Raw genomic sequence first — 18,899 nt, forward strand, 5'->3', positions numbered from 1 at the left:
ACCTAAAAAGGACAAAAATATGAGTGATGTCATAACAGAAGCCGTCGCAGCACTGAATGCCAAGATGAATGGCGCGGGCTTTGATGGGACCGCCAAGTTCACAATCGAAGACGAAGGCAGCATCATCATTGACGAAAGCGGCGCGCGGGCAAGCGACGAGGATTCTGACGTCACTTTGACCGCAACAACAGATGTCTTCAAAGCAATTCTTGATGGCGAAATGAACCCAACAACTGCGTTCATGACTGGCAAACTGACCGTCGACGGCGACATGGGTCAGGCCATGAAGCTTTCAAGCGTCCTGTCTTAATCATGCAGTCGGCCCCCTATCACGCTGATATCGCAGGCGGACCCGATGGAGGTGCTGCGCATTGGTTAACAACACCAGATGGGCTGCGCATTCGCGTGGCCCACTGGAATATGACAGATGCCAAAGGCACAGTTCTGATCTTCCCGGGCCGCACCGAATTTATCGAAAAATACGGGGATGCCGCGAAAGAATTTCAAAAGCGCGGGTTTGCGACCATCGCAATCGATTGGCGCGGCCAAGGCATCGCTGACCGCATGACATCCAACCGCGCGATTGGCCATGTTGGTGAATTCATCGACTATCAAAGTGATATTGCCGCAATGATGGCCCATGTGGCCGAACTTGATCTACCGCGCCCCTACTTTCTGGTTGGGCATTCTATGGGTGGATGCATTGGCCTGCGCGCGCTGATGAACGGGCTTGATGTCAATGCTGCGATGTTCTCGGCACCGATGTGGGGCATGGAAATGTCGTTGCATCTGCGACCTTTTGCTTGGGGCCTTTCTACGCTTAGCGTCGCGCTTGGCTTTGACGAAAAGATCGCACCCGGCCAGATGGAAGAAGACTACGTTTTGCGCGAAGATTTCGCAGCAAACACCTTGACCAATGATCCCGAAGTCTGGGCAATGCTCGGTCGTCAACTAAAGGCGCAACCGGATCTTGGCCTTGGCGGGCCGTCATTGCGTTGGTTGAATAAATCGCTGCATGAGACGCGCACGTTAAGCAAACTGCCTTCACCTGCGACGCCCTGCCTGACGTTTCTCGGAACTGACGAAGAAATCGTTGACCCGCAGCGCATCAAAGACCGGATGAATGCATGGCCTAATGGCACGCTGCGCGTGATCCAAGGCGGCAAGCATGAAATGCTGATGGACCTTCCGGATCTACGAAAGCAGGTCTTTGATGAAACCGCAGCTTTCTTCGACAACCACCTAGCCTAAGTCGCTGTCCGTACGCACTTTAAAGCCCGCCTGCCGCAGCTCCGCCACCGTTTCGATTACATGTTGCTGATCGCGCGCTTCGATCACGATCTCAAGCTCGGCCTGTTTCAACGAAACACTTTGCATCATTCGCTGATGGATCACCTCGATCACGTTTGCACCCGCTTCGCCAATAATGCGCGAAATGTTGGACAGTTGACCCGGGGTGTCATCAATCTCGAATGTCAGCCGCGTGATCCGACCGTCGCGTACAAGTCCGCGCAAGATCAATGTGGATAGCAATCGCGAATCAATATTGCCGCCACAGACGACCAACCCGACTTTCTTGCCCTTCAGGTCTTTTGCAAGTTTTTCGATTACAGCAAGACCAGCGCCAGCGGCACCTTCGGCTACGATTTTTTCGAGCGATAGCAAGTCAAAGACGGCAGCTTCTATTTCGGATTCGGTCGCTATTTCTACGCGGTCAACGTGTTCCTTGATGATGGCTACGTTGGTCGGCGAAGGTTCACGCACAGCAATTCCTTCGGCCAATGTTGCCCCGCCAAAATGCGTATCAGTGTTGTCAAATTGCGCTTTCACTGCATCAAAATTGGCCGCTTGCGCACCAATCACCTGCACGGATGGTTTCACCGATTTCGCAGCAACGGCCATACCAGCGATCAACCCACCGCCACCTATCGGCACAACGATGCAATCCAGATCAGGTGCTTGCTCTAACATCTCAAGCGCGACAGTACCTTGCCCCGCCGCGACAACCGGATCGTCGAAAGGGTGCACAAAGGTCATTCCTTTTTCAGCCGCCATATCCAGCGTGAACTGCACGCTTTCGTCAAAACCTGTGCCATACAGCACAACTTCTGCGCCAAAATCCTTCGTCCGCTTCACCTTATTAAAAGGGGTGCCTTCGGGCATCACAATCACCGCCGGAATACCCAAGCGTTTGGCGTGATATGCAACACCTTGCGCATGGTTTCCCGCACTGCATGCGATGACACCCGCCTGTCGTTGCGCATCCGTCAACGTCAGCAATTTCGCCAAAGCACCGCGTGCCTTGAAAGCATTGGTATGCTGCAAATTCTCTAATTTGAGGTAAAGATCGACACCCAAATGCAGCGAAAGCCGCGCTGCATGCACAGTCGGCGTGCGCATCGTTGCGGATTTGATCGCGTCATACGTCTGGTCAATCAATGCAGGATCAAGGGCCATCTGCCACCTCGTTTAGGTCGTTTCAATCACACTAGCTGCCCGCGATCACAGACGAAACCCATCACAGCCATTGGCCATACAGCCCGAAGCCCTATAGTTGGTGAATGGCAGATGTTTTGACCTTCACAGATCGCGGAATCTACTGTCCCGCTGGCGATTTCTACATCGACCCGTGGAAGCCCGTGGATCGCGCGTTGATCACTCACGCCCATAGCGACCATGCGCGCCCCGGCATGGGAAGATATTTGGCGACAAAGGGCACGGCACCCGTCATGCGGCACCGCTTAGGTGACATTCAACTTCAGACCATAAACTATGGTGAAAAAAGAAAAATTGGCGATGCCGAGGTTTCATTTCACCCTGCAGGCCACGTTCCCGGATCAGCCCAGATCCGGATAGCGGTCAAAGGCGAAATCTGGGTCGTTTCAGGTGACTATAAGACCGTCGCGGACGGATTGTCAGAACCGTTCGAACCCGTACCCTGCCACGCCTTCATCACCGAATGCACTTTTGGCATGCCGATCTTCAAATGGACCCCCGAAGATGTTCTGACCCAGCAAATCAACGATTGGTGGGCGGCAAATGCAGCAGCGGGAAAAACATCGATCCTTGGCGCATATGCCTTGGGAAAGGCACAGCGGCTGTTGACCACAGTGAACCCCGATACTGGTCCAATCCTGACCCACGGCGCCATAGAAGCCACAAACACTGTGCTGCGCGGTCAAGGGATCACACTGCCCGACACCACACTTGTGACCCCCGATATCACACACAAAACCCATCCGGGCGCATTGGTGCTTGCCACACCTAGCGCCCTTGGCACCACATGGGCGCGGCGCTTTGGCCCCACCTCAACGGCATTCGCCAGCGGCTGGATGGCCTTGCGCGGTGTGCGGCGCAGACGCGCAGCAGATCGCGGTTTCATCGTGTCCGACCACGCCGATTGGGATGGACTAAACGCCGCGATCAAAGCCACAGGGGCCACAAAAATCTTTGCGACCCACGGCTATACATCTGTCTTCCAACGTTGGTTGCGCGATGAAGGTTACGACGCGCATATCGTCACCACAGACTATCAAGGCGATGAGGCGGAAGAATGAAGGACTTTGCAGCCCTTTTCAGCCGCATCGACGAGTCCACCAAGACGTCCGTCAAGACAGCTGCATTGGCAGATTATTTTGCAACAGCCACCCCCAAAGACCGTCTATGGACCATCGCGCTTTTCACGGGCCGCCGCCCGAAACGCACGATCACAGCAACCCGACTGCGCATATGGGCCGCAGAGGTCGCAGGCCTACCTGACTGGCTCTTTGAGGAAAGCTATAGCATCGTCGGGGATTTAGCCGAGACGATCGCATTGGTCTTACCACCCGCAAATTTAGATGTAGATCAACCTCTAGAATATTGGATAAATTACATAAAATTTCTTTCTGCGTTGGATGATGACGCGCGCAAAAAGGGTATACTTGCCGCGTGGGACAGTCTGCCTGGCACCGAACGCTTCCTTTTCACAAAACTGCTGACTGGCGGGTTCCGCATCGGGGTCAGCGCCAAGTTGATCACCCGCGCACTTGCCCAATCCACAGGCCAGCCAGAGCCGCAACTGACCCATAAGCTGATGGGCAACTGGACACCTGACACAGCAACATGGGAAACCTTGATCGAGGCAAACGACCCAACAGCCGACCAATCCCGACCCTACCCGTTCTATCTGGCACACCAACTCGACGGGTTCGATGCTTTGGGCGATCCCGCCGACTGGAGCGCCGAGCGAAAATGGGACGGCATCCGCGGGCAACTTATTGTTCGGGGTGGAACACATCATCTTTGGTCACGCGGCGAAGACCTGATGACAGACCGCTTTCCCGAACTGGCGCAACTCACTGACTACTTGCCCGACGGCACCGTGATCGATGGCGAAATCTTGGCCTTCACAGACGAGACGCCACTGTCGTTTAACGCACTGCAAAAGCGCATCGGGCGCAAAACAGTGCCCAAGAAACTATTGATCGAAGCCCCCGTAATCGTGATGGCTTATGATCTGCTAGAGCACGCGGGCAAAGACATCCGCAACGCCACGCTGAAAGATCGCCGCGCCATTTTGGAAACGCTGGTCGCCGACGTTCCCAAAACTGCACCGCTGCGACTTTCGACCTCTCTCCCCTTCCAAACATGGGATGATCTGGCCAACGCGCGCGACCAATCACGTGCGTTACACGCTGAAGGTTTGATGCTCAAACGTCGCGACAGCCCTTACCTGGCTGGTCGCAAACGGGGTGATTGGTGGAAATGGAAAATTGATCCGCTGACCATCGACGCAGTTATGATCTATGCCCAAGCAGGCCACGGGCGACGGGCCAACCTGTTCACCGACTATACTTTTGCAGTGCGTGACGGCAACGATCTGGTGCCCTTTACCAAAGCTTATTCCGGACTAACCGACGCCGAATTTGGCGAAATCACCGCATGGGTGCGCAAAAACACCCTGCAACGCTTTGGACCCGTCCGCCAAGTTCCCGCACACCATGTCTTTGAAATTGCATTCGAAGGCATCCAAGCCAGCCCCCGTCATAAATCCGGCGTCGCCCTACGGTTCCCTCGCATGCTGAGGTGGCGACGCGATAAACCTATGGATCAGGCCAATACGCTTGATGATCTCAAAGAGATGTTGGCAACGTATGGCTGATGGGCTTTCAACCTATGTTGCGCATGACTATGTTACGCAGAACAGTTTATGAAAGGTCCTACAATGAAATATCCACAGCCCGTATTCGATGCAAACACTAGCGGCGGCAAGGATTTTGGCAATTTGCCAGAATGGGACCTCAGCGACCTTTATCCCGCTACCGATAGCCCTGAATTGACGCGTGATATGGCGTGGCTGGAACAGGAATGCGCAAGTTTTGCAGCCAGCTATGAAGGTAAACTTGCAGGTCTGGATGCAGCGGGCCTTTTGGCTGCGGTGCAGCAGTACGAACAAATCGACATCATCGCTGGCCGCATTATGTCCTTTGCGGGCCTGCGCTATTACCAAGCCACAACTGACAGCGATCGTGCCAAGTTCATGGCCGACTGTCAGGACAAGATCACAAATTTCACAACCCCGCTGGTATTTTACGGGCTGGAGTTCAACCGACTTGACGACGCTCATCTGACAGGTCTGCTTGCCGCTAACGCTGATCTTGCCCGCTATAAACCTGTCTTTGACCGGATGCGTGCGATGAAACCGCACCAGCTATCCGACGAGCTTGAAAAGTTCCTGCATGACCAATCAAGCGTTGGTTCTGCTGCTTGGAACCGCCTGTTTGATGAAACGATGGCTGGGCTGGAGTTCACCGTGGACGGTGAAACGCTAAGCCTCGAATCCACCCTCAATCTGTTGACCGAACACGACCGCAGCAAACGCGAGGCCGCGACCCATGCGCTAGCCGAAGTGTTCCGCGACAACATCAAAATCTTCTCGCGTGTGCACAACACGCTTGCCAAAGAAAAAGAGATCGAGGATCGCTGGCGCAAAATGCCGACCCCGCAGACAGGACGGCACCTGTCCAACCACGTCGAGGCCGAAGTCGTCGAGGCCCTGCGCAACGCTGTCGTCGCAGCCTACCCGCGCCTGTCGCACCGCTACTATGCACTTAAAGCCAAATGGCTGGGTTTGGAACGCATGCAGACTTGGGACCGCAACGCACCCTTGCCGATGGAAATCGACAAGACCGTCGGTTGGGATGAAGCGACAGAAACGGTCATGTCGGCTTACGCCGATTTCGATCCTAAAATGGCCGAGATCGCCAAGCCGTTCTTTACTGACGGCTGGATTGACGCGGCGGTTAAACCGGGCAAAGCACCGGGTGCTTTTGCACACCCGACCGTAACACCTGTGCATCCTTATGTGATGCTGAACTACTTGGGCAAACCACGCGATGTGATGACATTGGCGCATGAATTGGGCCACGGCGTGCATCAGGTGCTCGCCGCAGAACAGGGTGAATTGCTGTCATCGACGCCACTTACGTTGGCCGAAACAGCCTCTGTTTTCGGTGAAATGCTGACCTTCCGCAAAATGCTTGAAGGCGCACAGACCCAGCAAGAACGCAAAGTCCTATTGGCCAACAAAGTTGAAGACATGATCAACACTGTTGTGCGCCAGATCGCGTTCTATGACTTTGAATGCAAATTGCATGCAGCACGTGCAGAAGGCGAATTGACGCCTGACGATATCAACGCGCTGTGGATGTCGGTCCAAGCCCAAAGCCTTGGGCCTGTATTCGACTTTGCCGATGGCTATGAGACCTTCTGGGCCTACATCCCCCATTTCGTGCATTCGCCTTTCTACGTCTACGCCTATGCGTTCGGCGACGGGCTCGTGAATGCGCTTTATGCGGTTTACGAGGAAGGTGACCCTGATTTCCGCGAAAAGTATTTCGACATGCTGCGCGCAGGTGGATCAAAGCACCACAAGGAACTGCTGGCCCCATTCGGGCTAGACGCGTCTGATCCGAAATTCTGGGACAAGGGTCTGTCGATGATCAGCGGAATGATCGACGAACTCGAAGCGATGGAGGGATAAGGCGGCTCGCCTTAACCTTTTGTTAATTAATGCTTCTTGATATCATTGATACAATCCTGTCGTTTCGCGTGCGAAATCTAGGGTTGTATCAATCAAGCTCCGTCCAAGGCCAAGGTTTGACCTCGCTAGCCGCTGTTTGATAGCGCGCAGCTTTGGCCATCCAAACGCCCATGGTCGTGCCCAACTCGGCAAGCGGTTCATTGGGTGTTCGCTTGCTAAACAGCATGATCAGGAATTGCGCAACGGTCAGAAAGCCCAGGATTGTGCTGGCCATGCTCATGAGCACAGCAATAATGACCATATGCAGTAAACGGAGCCAGATATTCTCGAAATCCGCTTCAGCGTCGCTATCGTCTGTATGATGATCCAGAGCCATCGTTCTCTCCTATTGTAAAAGCAGCGGCCCACCGGCGGCAAATACCATGTCCATCATGTGCTGCGTTCCGCACGAAAATTCAAGCGGACAAGGGTAATCTCCGCCATGTTGCACGGTTCCGCAGAAATTCTCTACCTGCAGCACGTAATGATTTACCGCTGGCCACCTCTCTGACACGACCGTTAGACCGTCGTTCTCAAGCGTCAGTTCGGCCACGTCAAAGACGTTGGCATTGAACGGGCAATTCAACCGCAAAACGCCTTTGTCGCCATGAAAGATGATCTCTTGGCGCGGAAACATTCGCATTGAAACGGTAGCCGCATAGGTAAAACGGGGAAATTCAGCTGCGACCTGCGCAAAAACATCCACGCCGTTCTCATAGCGCAGTTTGGCATAGGGCACTGAAACCGGCTCTTGTCCGGTCACAAACCGGGCAGCGCCAAAGGTATAAACACCAATATCGCGCAAACCACCGCCGCCAGCGTCCGGATTGTTACGAATGTTAGCCGCATCATCGTTAAAATAACTAAAAGTCGCATCAACATGAACCAGCTTGCCGATCGCCCCGCCTTGCACCAATTCACGCGCACGGATGAACTGTGGATGATGAACTATCATGAAAGCCTCTGCAGCCAGCAATCCTGTCTCATCGCGCGCGGCAATCAACTGTTCATATTCGGTCGCCGCCAATGTCATCGGCTTTTCACAAAGCACATGTTTGCCAGCCTCTAGCGCCTTGAGCGACCATTCCACATGCATGTGATTTGGCAACGGCACATAAACCGCATCGATATTGGGATCGGCCAATAGCGCGTCATAGCTGCCATAAACCGTAATATTCGGTGCAAATTCCTGAAATCCAGCCGCTTTTTCGGGGCTCGACGTAGCAAGCCCCACAAAATCCGCGCCTTTGGCTGCATGAATGGCAGGTGCCATATGCTTGCGCGCAAAATTCGCGGCTCCCAATACACCCCAACGTAACGCTGTCATCATCTTTTCCTCTTCAAGCAAATGCTAACGCGATCACCATGATAAGGAAATCCAAACTTCTTCCGAGAAAAAATATCCCCGCCGGAGGCTCCGACGGGGATACTATTTTCAAACGCTGCTGAAGAACTTATGCCGTCGCGAGCATCCCTCTTTCACGAGCAAGCTCTTGCATTTTCGACTGCAACTTCTCAAACGCACGCACTTCAATCTGGCGAATACGCTCGCGGCTAACGTCATATTGACCACTGAGATCCTCAAGCGTGATCGTCTCTTCGGACAGGCGACGTTGCATCAAAATGTCCTTTTCGCGGTCATTCAAGACTTCCATCGCCTCTGCCATCAACGCACGGCGGGCATCAAGCTCATCATTCGCTTCATAGTCCGCAGCCGTATTGGCACTTTCGTCCTCAAGCCAGTCCTGCCACTGGGCAGCGCCCTCGCCATCGGCACTGACGGTCGCATTCAATGATGCATCCCCGCCCGACAAACGACGGTTCATCGATATGACTTCGGTCTCTGTAACACCTAGATCAGTTGCGATCCGTTTGACGTTCTCAGGGCGAAGATCGCCCTCTTCAAGTGCGCCAATACGGTTCTTGGCCTTACGCAAGTTAAAGAACAGCTTTTTCTGCGCAGAGGTCGTACCCAGCTTCACAAGTGACCAAGACCGCAGAATGTACTCCTGAATAGAGGCTCTGATCCACCACATTGCATAAGTCGCCAAACGAAAGCCCTTTTCAGGGTCAAACCGCTTAACAGCCTGCATCAAACCAACATTGGCCTCAGATATCACTTCCGCCTGTGGCAAGCCGTAGCCACGGTAGCCCATAGCGATTTTTGCCGCCAACCGCAGGTGTGACGTGACCATCTGGTGTGCCGCATCCGTGTCCTCGTGATCGACCCAGCGCTTGGCAAGCATGTACTCTTGCTCTGGCTCCAGCATCGGAAACTTGCGGATTTCCTGCATGTAACGGTTCAGACCACCTTCCGGGGATGGTGCTGGCAAATTCTTATAATTACTCACTGTCTATGCCCTCCTATGTTTAAAGGCTTAACATCGATATGGGAATACGGATATCTGCTTTCAAGGGCCCGATACACGTTTTCCGTAACCACTATATGAACTCATCAGTTTAGTTTTAGAAGGGGTGTGTCCGTGCGCTCACGCACATGGGATCGATTATTTCAGACTTCTGCGCCAAGTGCGCGCAACAAACCAGTCATATCTGCAGGCAAAGGGGCCTCAAACTCTAGAAACTCGCCAGATACAGGGTGTTTGAACCCCAAAGTGGCTGCATGGAGTGCTTGGCGCGGAAACTGTGCGACTGCCGTCACACCGGCCTCGCCTACGGCCTTTGGTGACAGTTTGCGCCGCCCGCCATAGACAGGATCACCGATCAAGGAATGCCCACAGTGGGCCATATGCACCCTGATCTGATGGGTGCGGCCTGTTTCCAGCCAACATTCAATCAAGGCCGCACATTGCGGATTTCCCAAAGGTGTGACGATCCGCGAACGGGTCACAGCATGGCGGCCATTTGTGAATGACACGGCTTGGCGTTGGCGGTCGGTGCGGTGACGGCCAAGCATTGTCTGAATTTTCAAGATATTGCCCGGGTCAAAAGAGGTGCCTTTGATCCCGCGTAACCGGGGGTCATTCTGGTCCGGCACGCCGTAACATACGGCTAGATAGCGACGGGCGACGGTGTGCGCCGCGAACTGCTTGGCCAAATGATGGTGGGCGCGATCCGTCTTGGCCGCAACAAGCAAGCCGGTGGTTTCTTTATCAATGCGGTGCACAATTCCGGGGCGTTTCATGCCGCCCACACCCGATAGCGTATCGCCACAATGATGGATAAGTGCATTCACCAAAGTGCCACCAGGTGTGCCGGGGGCCGGGTGTACGACCATGCCGCTGGGTTTATTCACGACAATCAGATCGTCGTCTTCAAAGATCACATCAAGCGCGATATCTTCGCCACCGATATGGCTTTCCTCGGCAACAGCGACGGTCACAGCGATCTGCGCACCATGCGCCACGCGGAAACGGGGATCAGTGACGACAACACCGTCAACCTGCACAGCACCATCTGCAATCAGCTTTGCAAGACGTGAACGGCTGAGCGACGCATCTTCCGGCACATCACGGCCTAGCGCCTTATCAAGGCGCGGCGGTGGTGCCGCTGCTATCTCAAACTCGACCAATGTCATCATCTTGCCCTTCAAACTCCCGCCGGAGGCTCCTGCCCCTACCCTACGCGCAAACGCCCGTAAATCACCGGCGACATCTCAAAAAGGGAAAGGTGGTACCACCTCCTGGTCTCGAACCAGGGACCTCCTGATCCACAATCAGGCGCTCTAACCAACTGAGCTAAGGCGGCACAGCGCCGGATTAGCCGCAAGTGTGAATGATTGCAAGACCCTCAAAAGCTATTCTTGCATGTCTTTTAATTTGATCTGGCCAAGAGGAATGCACAGCCCGCCCTTGCCAATCCATCCCGACGCCCTGTAGGAAATTGATCAGCAGACCAAGGGGACAGACATGGGTATCAACAACGAACGCGACATTGAAGCAAACATGCAGATCGGTCCAACCGACCTTGGCATGGTGCGGATCTTCATCGATGCTGGCGAAATTGAGATACCAATGGATTTCTCGCCAGAGGAAGCTGACGAAATTGCTGACGAGATTAAAGCCGCAGCAATGGCAGCACGTTCCGTCAAAAAACGTTAACAAACCCCGGATCACGCGCGGCTTGCGCCCGCATGGCCGCGTGACGGGCGAATTTTTGCACCATGACCTTGCGCCGCGCCGTTGCTAACTTGGCCTCTGGCCCCATGCGGATAATCTCTGCGTCATAGGCATCTGCCAGAATCAGACCTGTCTCATCGGGCAACAGTTCGGTCGGGAAATCGCTATCGACCGCCCAAAAGAACCGGTCACACCATTCCAGATAGCCATGCCATTTGTGATCTGATTGAAAATCAGCGCGGCTGGATTTGCATTCCACAATCCAAATCTCGCCTTTGGGTCCAAGTGCCATCACATCAACCCGCAGCCCCGACGTAGGCACTAATTCTTCCACCGCTACGAAATCATGGCTCCGCATTGCGCGGCTCACACCGCGTGCCAAAAGCTGGCCGGGCATCAATTGTGTGGGGGCTATATCATCTGGCATGAAAATAAAGATGAACAATAGGTGAACAAAACTCAAGTGGAAAAATTTTGCGACTCGGTCCGACTCACTCTCGCGCGAAGCCATACCAAAACTCGGCCTCAAATTGAGGCAAATGCCCACGTTAACTCGCGGTTAAGACCTTAGCGCTTAGATTCAATCACTTACCGCAGAATGCGCGACAAACGGACAGTGAAAACGTTCAGCTTTGTGACGCAATTCGGGCAAATCCGCCTTGAAAACCGCCCAAAAGCCACCTGCGCGTCATGTTTTCGTCTGCTTTGTTACCTATCCACTAATCATCGGAACAAAGGATTTAACCCAATGTCACTGTTAACAAGTATCAGCTTTTTTGACGTATCAATGGCACTTTTGTTTGTTGGCATCGCCGAACGTTTGATCCTGGCCTACGCCCCGTTAGAGATGGTTGGCCGCGATGGCTGGCTTATCCGCTGTGACATTGAAGAATAATCAATACCGCTTACCCCTTGCCCTTATTCTATTGCGCGCCTACCTATTGAGCGACGGGTTCTGCGCTTCTTCGTAAACCATAGGTACAAATCCAGTGGCCTTACGCAAATCCTAGGGGGCTGGCTCTGTTCTGACCCTGGTCAGTTTACCTGGCGCCCACCTGTACATACAGGTCCTCGGGATTAGTTACCTCTACGGTTGCCGTGGTTCCCGTCACCTTCGCTGTTTGACCTCCGCCGATCTTAGGCTAGTTTCAGCTTATGAAATATTTTTTCCCCTTTGCGATTTTGGCATTTACGGCACAGCCGGCTTTTGCCGACGTCAGCGTCCGTTTTGTAGAAAGCGCACCCAAAGACCGCTTTGTCATCAGCACTGACTGCGCTGTCACCGACCTCGCGATCACAATCGACTTGAGCCAGTCAAACGGATCATTGATCTTTGATGTCACCAGCGAAGGTGCAGGTGTTGAGGTGTTCCAACCCGTTGAGGTCCAAACCGGTACAGCAAGCATCACGCAGGTTCTAGATGGCGATCAAACGCTTGGGCTGACAATAGACGCCCTCTCTGAAGGTGCAGATGTCATTATTTCGGCTGATCTGGATGATGTTTTGACCAACAGTAGCCTTGGTCAAATACGCGTTTCTGGCAGTGAACTGGACGGTGCAACAATCGTTCTGGCGATCGCGGGTCAATCACAGCGCGCGACATTTGAAAACGGCAGCAACCGCGTATCGTTCCCACAAGGATGCATCAGCTAAACGCGACGATCCAATGCGTTCTTTTTCGCCCGCGTTGGCACACGAACGGGCATCATAATTCCGCGCCGCGGGCCGTTATCTGTGTCATCATCTGCTTGCGACATGATTACAATTGCGAATTGTACACTGCCAAAGATGGTTCCATTAAAAAACCACAACAAGAATATCGCCAAGACGCCGACATCGGATCCCATGACAAGGCCGCGCAGACCGACCACATCAAACCAAAGTACCAGGCCCACAAACACCGCAGACAATCCAAAGCCGATCACACAGTGACGCAAGTAAAGACGCATGAGGTTTGGTTCATGGACTGGACGCATTGCAGGTCTCCTTTAGGCAAAAATAATGCCGAAACGATCAAATTCAATGCAAAGTTTGGTTCGAACTAGTTGCCAAACGCCTCTGGCTGCACATCGCGAGCCATATGGTCCAGCACCGCGTTGACAAACTTGGGTTCTTTGTTGTCGGCGGAAAATGCCTCTGCCACGCCCACAAATTCGCTAATCACAACCTTTGGCGGCGTTTGCTTAAGAGCAAGTTCAGCCCCTGCTGCCCGGAACAAGGCCCGCCACGTCGGGTCAATCCGTGCAATTGGCCATTTCGCGACAAGCGCCCGATCGGTCATTTGGTCGATCATCGCCTGATCATCAACAGCCTTTTCCATCAGCCCGCGAAACGTATCCAAATCACCTTCGGTCATTTCAATGTCGTCATACGACGCGCCAAAACGGTGGTCTTCGAACTCGCGCTGGACCTGTTCAACAGTCTGCCCAGAGGCTTCCATCTGAAAAAGCGCCTGCACAGTATAGAACCGCGCCGCTGACTTCATTTTCCGTTTTTGGTTATTCGAGAGTGTCATACTGAGGTCTTAATATTGGATACGCCATGGATACCCCTTTGAATCGGAGTAAGCAGAGCCGTTGGATTAGACCCGCTAACTGACAGCAACACCAAGGGTTGTCGAGACTGATCTTGCACTAACCACTATCCGGTTTGAACTGAAAATTTGGTGGCGCACCCAAATATGAACAATGTTCAATATTGTACTTGACGGTAGGTGATGCGCTCACTACCTTTTGTGAACAATGTTCATAAGCGGAGATACACCATGACCAAACGTTTTACTTCCCTCGCGCTCATCATGTCGGTTCTCGTGACGCCAGCATTCGCAGGTCCAAGCGGCCAGCATTCCGCCAACGCTGTCGATCATAGCGGGCAAGCCGCGAGCGAAGGCTCGGCAGCTATAGCAACGGGGACTGCCGTCGTCGCCTCTGTGCCAATTATGACAGTTGGTTCCGCAATCGCGATCACTGGCGCTGGTCTGCAAATTATCGGCGAAGAGGTTCTGTTGCTGGGCAACGAAATGCACCGCTCCGGTACAGGCCGCGCTGTTGTGACCAAGCCCGTCGCGCCAAATGGCCCACCAACCCTTGATTAATCAAGGCCTTCGTTCGCCCATATTTCAAAGGATAATTTCATGTCACATATGATTTCTATGATGCTTTTTATTCTGTCGCTGGCGCTGCCATCATACGTTATGGCAGGCAGCAGCGAAGCGGGCAAACCTATCTTGTCCCAAGTCGCGGTCGTGGATTTCGCCAACCGCGTCCAACAAGATCTGGCTTCACGCGGTGCAAGTGTCGCAATCGTTTCGCGCATGGGGCGCAACCCCAATGTCCTGCCTGACGGCGTGACCTACACGCATGTCGCTTTCTGGGTCTATTCGCAAACGACGCGTGCCGATGGCAGCACTGGTCGCGGCTATCAGGTCTATAATCTTTACCAACAAGCGGAAAACGACACGCGCAGTTCTCTTGTCCAAGACAGTCCGGCAGATTTCTTTGCCGGAGCACACAGGCTGGATGCTGGCGTCATCATTCCCGATGTGCGCGTGCAGGAAAAACTGTTGAGCGTGATCGCCAGCCCGACCTATGCCGCACTGCACAATCCGCAATATGCGGTTCTGGCGAATCCAAATTCAAACAGGTTCCAAAATTGCACAGAACATACGCTGAATGTCTTGATGGCAGCGCTTTATGGCACCTCTGATGTGCCCCAGATCAAGGCCAATATCGCCGCCTATTTCGAACCGCAACACATTCAGATTGGCGGGCTTAAGCGCGCATTTGCCCCTGCGGCATCGCAAGCACTCACCACAGCCGACCATGGGCCAACTGTTTCAACGGCGACATTCGGGTCAATCGCGCGGTTCATGAACGCCAACGAACTTGCATCGCTTGTCTATCGGATCACGCCTGACAGCCTCATAAGGTTCTGATCATGCGATTGCGGGCCGCGAGGGCAAATAACCCGCAAAACCCGCCTGAATATGCTTTGGGCGCAGAGTATGCACCTGCGCATTCACGCTTTGTTGTCTGCACCAGCCAAGAGGATTTCGTGCGTAAAACCAACGCCCTTTTCAGCTTTGCCCCACTTACGAGCCAGAGCGATCAGGTGAAGCGCGGCAGCGGCAGCACCGCCACCTTTGTTCATTGCGGCAGGATCGGCGCGTACTTCGGCTTGCGCGCGATTTTCCACGGTCAGGATGCCATTGCCGATGCAAAGTCCTTGCAGACCCAAAAGCTGCACAGCGCGACTACTGTCATTGCAAACCGTGTCGTAATGCGTTGTTTCGCCACGGATTACACAACCAAGGGCGACATAGCCGTCAAAATTGCTCATCCGTTCGGCGATCCCGATAGCTGTCGGGATTTCAAGCGCGCCGGGTACTTCGACGATTTCCCAAGTGCCGCCTGCCTTTTCGATCTCGGCTTTGGCGCCTGAGATCTGATTATCCGAAATGTCTTTGTAGTATGGCGATGCCACGATCAGGATTTTGACTGGCTTTTCAAATTCCGGCAGCGGCATAATGTAGTGTGATGGTCCGGCCATTAACCGATCTCCGAAATCTTGCGTGTGCCGACAATTTCAAGCCCGTAAGCATCAAGCCCCACGACTTTTGGTCGCGGTGAATTTGTCAGCAACTCGATTTCATGCAAACCCAACGAGCTGAGGATTTGCGCGCCCAAACCATATTGACGCAGCGTTTGCGGCGATGCCTCTTCCACGGAATCCAACTTCATGTGCACGTCGCGCAACAAAACCAACGCGCCCCGCCCTTCGTCCGCGATCATCTGCATAGCGTCGCCAAATTCGTCGCGGCGGCCACGTGGACCCGCACCCAAAACGTCCAGCATCGGGTCCATCGCATGCATGCGCACCAAAACCGGCTCAGGCGTTGTGATGTCGCCTTTGATCAGCGCGATATGTTCAGCGCCTTGGGTCTCATCGGTATAAATCCGCATTTCCCAGTCGCCACCGAACTCTGATGTTATGGTGCTGGTGTCGCGCACGCGGACAAGGTTGTCGTGACGGCGACGGTAAGCGATCAGATCGCTAATCGTGCCAATTTTCAGGTTATGCAGCTGCGCAAATGCCACCAAATCCGGCAGCCGCGCCATTTCGCCGTCTTCTTTCATAATCTCGCAGATCACGCCGGATGGGTTCAGGCCAGCAAGACGCGAAATATCAACCGCGGCCTCAGTGTGACCCGCACGGACCAGCACACCCCCGTCACGGGCGCGCAGCGGGAAAACATGCCCCGGAGTCGCGATATCAGCAGCGGTCTTGCCGCCGTCAATCGCTGTCGCAACCGTACGTGCACGATCATGCGCGGAAATGCCTGTACTGACGCCTTCGCGCGCCTCGATGCTAACCGTAAAAGCAGTCTCGTGCCGCGACGAGTTATGCGAGGCCATCAATGGCAGACCAAGCGCATCAATCCGCTCGCCCGGAAGCGTTAAGCAAATCAGACCGCGTCCGTGCTTTGCCATGAAATTGATCGCATCAGGCGTCGCCATTTGCGCGGGAATCACCAGATCGCCTTCGTTTTCGCGGTCCTCGTGGTCGACCAGCACAAACATTTTGCCGTTGCGCGCATCTTCAATGATCTCTTCGATCCTGCTGATTGCGTCTGACCAGTCTTGTTCTACTTGGCCCGGCTTTTCAAAATTCTGGCTCATGTCATTCCCCGCAATATAATGCTTTGCAGATAGCCCAGCATTATCTCTTTGGAAAGGCGCATCACTCATATTCGCGCAGCCGCGCGACGTAACGGGCCATTGTATCAATCTCGAGGTTGATCTTGTCGCCCATGCCGACGTCGCCCCATGTCGTCGCCGATTTGGTATGCGGGATAAAATTGATGCCAAAGTCGGTGCCGGACACCTCGTTCACCGTGAGCGAAGTGCCATTCAATGCGACCGACCCTTTGGGCGCGATAAACCGCGCCAATGCGTCAGGCGCACGAAACATCACGCGTGTGCTGTCGCCTTCATCGTGCATTCCTACCACTTCGGCGACGCCGTCAACATGACCGGACACGATATGCCCACCAAGCTCGTCACCGACCTTTAGGGCGCGCTCAAGGTTCAATCTACCGCCGACTTGCCAGCCGCCTACATTCGTGGCCCCAACCGTTTCGGCAGAGATTTCGACGTCAAACCAGTTCTGTGGATCACGCCCCAAGGCAATCACGGTCAAACACACACCGTTACATGCGATCGAAGCACCGATATCGATGCTTTCCACGTCATAGCCGGTTCCGATCCGCGCACGCAGATCGCCGCGCTGTTCAAGCACAAGTACCCTGCCGATATCGGTCACTATTCCTGTAAACATCGGTTGCGTCCTTTAGCTGTTTGTCCTGATCTAGCCCGTCCGTGCGCGCCCGACAAGCCGCAGCACTTGCCTGGTATCCATAATCGCGTCACCAAATTACGTTAATGCGTTATCAAACATGTAGCGTTAGACAGGGTCTATGAAGACTTCTCGGGCTTTTCTTTTCCTTCAGGGGCCACACGGCCCCTTTTTTCGCCAGCTGGCGAATATGCTGCGCAAAACTGGCGCGCAGGTCTGGCGTGTGGGGTTTAATGCAGGTGATGCTGCGTTTTGGGGCGGAGCTGCGGGGTATATCCCGTTTCAGGCAGCCCTTGAAAGCTGGCCAGATACGCTTGCCAGCCTGCTAAGAGAACGCCAAATCACCGACATCGTCCTTTATGGTGATACCCGACCGCTGCATGCACAAGCCGTGCAGCAGGCCAAAGCTGCGGGCATCCGCGTTCATGTTTTCGAAGAAGGGTATATGCGCCCCTATTGGGTCACCTATGAACGCGATGGCAGCAATGGGCATTCGCAACTAATGCACATCAGTGTGACCGATATGAAAAACCGGCTGGCGCAATCGGACGGGGATATGGCGACTCCGCCTGCGCAATGGGGTGATATGCGCCAACATATCTTTTATGGGGCTGCGTATCATTGGTTCATTATGTTCAAGAACCGGCGCTATCCAGCATTCCGCACACATCGCGCCCTCCCCGTCCATCGCGAAGCGCTGCTTTATACAAAACGATTGATCCTCATGCCGTTTCTGGCGCTTGAGCGGATGTGGAAAACCCGCCAGATCAAAGCGGGTGGATACCCCTATCATATTGCACTTTTGCAGTTGGCACATGACGCAAGCTTTCAAGCGCATTCACCATTCGAAGATATGAATGCATTCATTGCATTGACCATAGACGGGTTCGCTAAAGGTGCGCCATTGCATCACCATCTGATCCTCAAGGCGCACCCGCTTGAGAACGGCCAATCACCGTTGCGCAAGATGATCCGCGACCATGCTGACGCGCATGGCATCGCAGACCGCGTGCACTATGTGCGCGGTGGAAAACTCGCGCAGGTCTTGGGCGAAGCACGTTCTGCCGTGACGGTTAATTCTACGGCTGGCCAACAGGCACTTTGGCGCGGCATCCCGCTGAAATCGTTTGGCACGGCTGTCTACAACAAACCTGAATTTGTCTCTGACCAATCGCTGCCTGCCTTCTTTGCCAACCCATACCGCCCCGACGCGCAAGCCTACCGCGATTATCGCCAATTCTTGCTGGAAACCAGCCAGGTTCCCGGGGGCTTTTATTCATCGGCTGGCCGCAAACAGCTTTTGCGGCAGGTCATCGACATGATGCTGCGCCCTGATACACCTTATGATGCGATAATCAGCAAACCGAGTACCCAGCAGCCTACCATGCGCGTTGTGAACTAAG

The 18,899-nt window shown here is 54.0% G+C and carries 22 protein-coding genes and 1 tRNA gene; 11 read left to right on the forward strand and 12 right to left on the reverse strand.

Annotation, left to right across the window (positions count from 1 at the left end; translation table 11 throughout):
* Positions 1-19 precede the first annotated feature (19 nt).
* Positions 20-310 carry an SCP2 sterol-binding domain-containing protein gene (locus QZ197_RS01595; protein ID WP_296429485.1) on the forward strand — a complete coding sequence of 97 codons (291 nt, stop codon included), beginning with the start codon at positions 20-22 and terminating at the stop codon, positions 308-310.
* A 2-nt stretch (positions 311-312) separates the two neighbouring features.
* The gene (locus tag QZ197_RS01600; protein ID WP_363157873.1) at positions 313-1,251 is read left to right on the forward strand and encodes an alpha/beta hydrolase; all 939 of its coding nucleotides are present in this window, start codon (positions 313-315) and stop codon (positions 1,249-1,251) included.
* Here QZ197_RS01600 and QZ197_RS01605 read toward each other — a convergent pair.
* Positions 1,243-2,457, reverse strand: coding sequence for a threonine ammonia-lyase (locus QZ197_RS01605; RefSeq protein WP_296429486.1), 1,215 nt, complete (start codon positions 2,455-2,457; stop codon positions 1,243-1,245). The genes QZ197_RS01600 and QZ197_RS01605 overlap by 9 nt on opposite strands.
* Positions 2,458-2,561: 104 nt before the next feature.
* Here QZ197_RS01605 and QZ197_RS01610 point away from each other — a divergent pair, with 104 nt between their 5' ends.
* From QZ197_RS01610 to QZ197_RS01620, 3 genes are all read left to right on the forward strand, one after another.
* The gene (locus tag QZ197_RS01610) at positions 2,562-3,557 is read left to right on the forward strand and encodes a ligase-associated DNA damage response exonuclease (protein ID WP_296429487.1); all 996 of its coding nucleotides are present in this window, start codon (positions 2,562-2,564) and stop codon (positions 3,555-3,557) included.
* On the forward strand, positions 3,554-5,143 hold the full coding sequence (locus QZ197_RS01615) for an ATP-dependent DNA ligase (protein ID WP_296429488.1): 1,590 nt from the start codon (positions 3,554-3,556) through the stop codon (positions 5,141-5,143). The genes QZ197_RS01610 and QZ197_RS01615 overlap by 4 nt, the downstream gene beginning before the upstream one ends.
* A gap of 63 nt (positions 5,144-5,206) precedes the next feature.
* Positions 5,207-7,024: a M3 family oligoendopeptidase gene (locus QZ197_RS01620; protein WP_296429489.1), complete on the forward strand. Its 1,818-nt coding sequence runs from the start codon at positions 5,207-5,209 to the stop codon at positions 7,022-7,024.
* 88 nt (positions 7,025-7,112) lie between these two features.
* On the opposite strand, the gene QZ197_RS01625 is transcribed toward QZ197_RS01620, so the two are convergent.
* The 5 genes from QZ197_RS01625 to QZ197_RS01645 all read right to left on the reverse strand — a co-directional run bounded on the left by QZ197_RS01625 (position 7,113) and on the right by QZ197_RS01645 (position 10,771).
* A complete protein-coding gene (locus tag QZ197_RS01625; RefSeq protein WP_296429490.1) occupies positions 7,113-7,400 on the reverse strand; it encodes a DUF4389 domain-containing protein in 288 nt (95 codons plus the stop codon).
* A gap of 9 nt (positions 7,401-7,409) precedes the next feature.
* Complete coding sequence (locus QZ197_RS01630; protein ID WP_296429491.1) at positions 7,410-8,390, reverse strand: Gfo/Idh/MocA family oxidoreductase; 981 nt, start codon at positions 8,388-8,390, stop codon at positions 7,410-7,412.
* Positions 8,391-8,517: 127 nt separating this feature from the next.
* Positions 8,518-9,414, reverse strand: coding sequence for an RNA polymerase sigma factor RpoH (gene rpoH, locus QZ197_RS01635; RefSeq protein ID WP_296429492.1), 897 nt, complete (start codon positions 9,412-9,414; stop codon positions 8,518-8,520).
* Positions 9,415-9,575: 161 nt separating this feature from the next.
* Positions 9,576-10,604 carry an RluA family pseudouridine synthase gene (locus QZ197_RS01640; RefSeq protein ID WP_296429494.1) on the reverse strand — a complete coding sequence of 343 codons (1,029 nt, stop codon included), beginning with the start codon at positions 10,602-10,604 and terminating at the stop codon, positions 9,576-9,578.
* A gap of 90 nt (positions 10,605-10,694) precedes the next feature.
* A tRNA-His gene (locus tag QZ197_RS01645) sits at positions 10,695-10,771 on the reverse strand.
* Positions 10,772-10,932: 161 nt separating this feature from the next.
* Between QZ197_RS01645 and QZ197_RS01650 the strand changes: the two genes are divergently transcribed.
* Complete coding sequence (locus tag QZ197_RS01650) at positions 10,933-11,124, forward strand: DUF6324 family protein (RefSeq protein WP_296429496.1); 192 nt, start codon at positions 10,933-10,935, stop codon at positions 11,122-11,124.
* Here the strand turns inward: QZ197_RS01650 and QZ197_RS01655 are convergent.
* Entirely contained in the window at positions 11,111-11,569 is a 459-nt protein-coding gene (locus QZ197_RS01655; RefSeq protein WP_296429497.1) for an MmcB family DNA repair protein, read from the reverse strand. The genes QZ197_RS01650 and QZ197_RS01655 overlap by 14 nt on opposite strands.
* 321 nt (positions 11,570-11,890) lie before the next feature.
* Here QZ197_RS01655 and QZ197_RS01660 point away from each other — a divergent pair, with 321 nt between their 5' ends.
* Both QZ197_RS01660 and QZ197_RS01665 read left to right on the forward strand, forming a co-directional pair.
* Positions 11,891-12,037, forward strand: a complete 147-nt coding sequence (locus tag QZ197_RS01660; protein WP_296429498.1) for a hypothetical protein — start codon at positions 11,891-11,893, stop codon at positions 12,035-12,037.
* A gap of 260 nt (positions 12,038-12,297) precedes the next feature.
* On the forward strand, positions 12,298-12,795 hold the full coding sequence (locus QZ197_RS01665; RefSeq protein WP_296429500.1) for an aggregation factor core: 498 nt from the start codon (positions 12,298-12,300) through the stop codon (positions 12,793-12,795).
* Here QZ197_RS01665 and QZ197_RS01670 read toward each other — a convergent pair.
* Positions 12,792-13,118, reverse strand: a complete 327-nt coding sequence (locus tag QZ197_RS01670; protein ID WP_296429502.1) for a hypothetical protein — start codon at positions 13,116-13,118, stop codon at positions 12,792-12,794. The two genes, QZ197_RS01665 and QZ197_RS01670, sit on opposite strands and share 4 nt — an antisense overlap.
* Before the next feature lie 65 nt (positions 13,119-13,183).
* Positions 13,184-13,657, reverse strand: coding sequence for a transcription antitermination factor NusB (nusB, locus tag QZ197_RS01675; RefSeq protein WP_296429503.1), 474 nt, complete (start codon positions 13,655-13,657; stop codon positions 13,184-13,186).
* Positions 13,658-13,906: 249 nt separating this feature from the next.
* On the opposite strand from nusB, the gene QZ197_RS01680 reads away from it, so the two are divergent.
* Positions 13,907-14,236: a hypothetical protein gene (locus QZ197_RS01680; protein WP_296429504.1), complete on the forward strand. Its 330-nt coding sequence runs from the start codon at positions 13,907-13,909 to the stop codon at positions 14,234-14,236.
* A 39-nt stretch (positions 14,237-14,275) separates the two neighbouring features.
* Positions 14,276-15,076 carry a DUF2145 domain-containing protein gene (locus QZ197_RS01685; protein ID WP_296429505.1) on the forward strand — a complete coding sequence of 267 codons (801 nt, stop codon included), beginning with the start codon at positions 14,276-14,278 and terminating at the stop codon, positions 15,074-15,076.
* 83 nt (positions 15,077-15,159) lie between these two features.
* On the opposite strand, the gene QZ197_RS01690 is transcribed toward QZ197_RS01685, so the two are convergent.
* The 3 genes from QZ197_RS01690 to QZ197_RS01700 all read right to left on the reverse strand — a co-directional run bounded on the left by QZ197_RS01690 (position 15,160) and on the right by QZ197_RS01700 (position 17,478).
* Entirely contained in the window at positions 15,160-15,690 is a 531-nt protein-coding gene (locus QZ197_RS01690) for a 6,7-dimethyl-8-ribityllumazine synthase (RefSeq protein ID WP_296429506.1), read from the reverse strand.
* Complete coding sequence (gene ribB / locus QZ197_RS01695) at positions 15,690-16,820, reverse strand: 3,4-dihydroxy-2-butanone-4-phosphate synthase (protein ID WP_296429508.1); 1,131 nt, start codon at positions 16,818-16,820, stop codon at positions 15,690-15,692. The genes QZ197_RS01690 and ribB overlap by 1 nt, the downstream gene beginning before the upstream one ends.
* 61 nt (positions 16,821-16,881) lie before the next feature.
* Entirely contained in the window at positions 16,882-17,478 is a 597-nt protein-coding gene (locus QZ197_RS01700) for a riboflavin synthase (RefSeq protein ID WP_296429509.1), read from the reverse strand.
* Positions 17,479-17,617: 139 nt separating this feature from the next.
* Here QZ197_RS01700 and QZ197_RS01705 point away from each other — a divergent pair, with 139 nt between their 5' ends.
* Entirely contained in the window at positions 17,618-18,898 is a 1,281-nt protein-coding gene (locus QZ197_RS01705) for a capsule biosynthesis protein CapA (RefSeq protein WP_296429510.1), read from the forward strand.
* The last annotated feature ends 1 nt before the right edge of the window (position 18,899 follow it).

It is taken from the genome of Yoonia sp. (assembly GCF_017854415.1).
In the GTDB taxonomy this organism is placed as follows: Bacteria; Pseudomonadota; Alphaproteobacteria; order Rhodobacterales; family Rhodobacteraceae; genus Yoonia.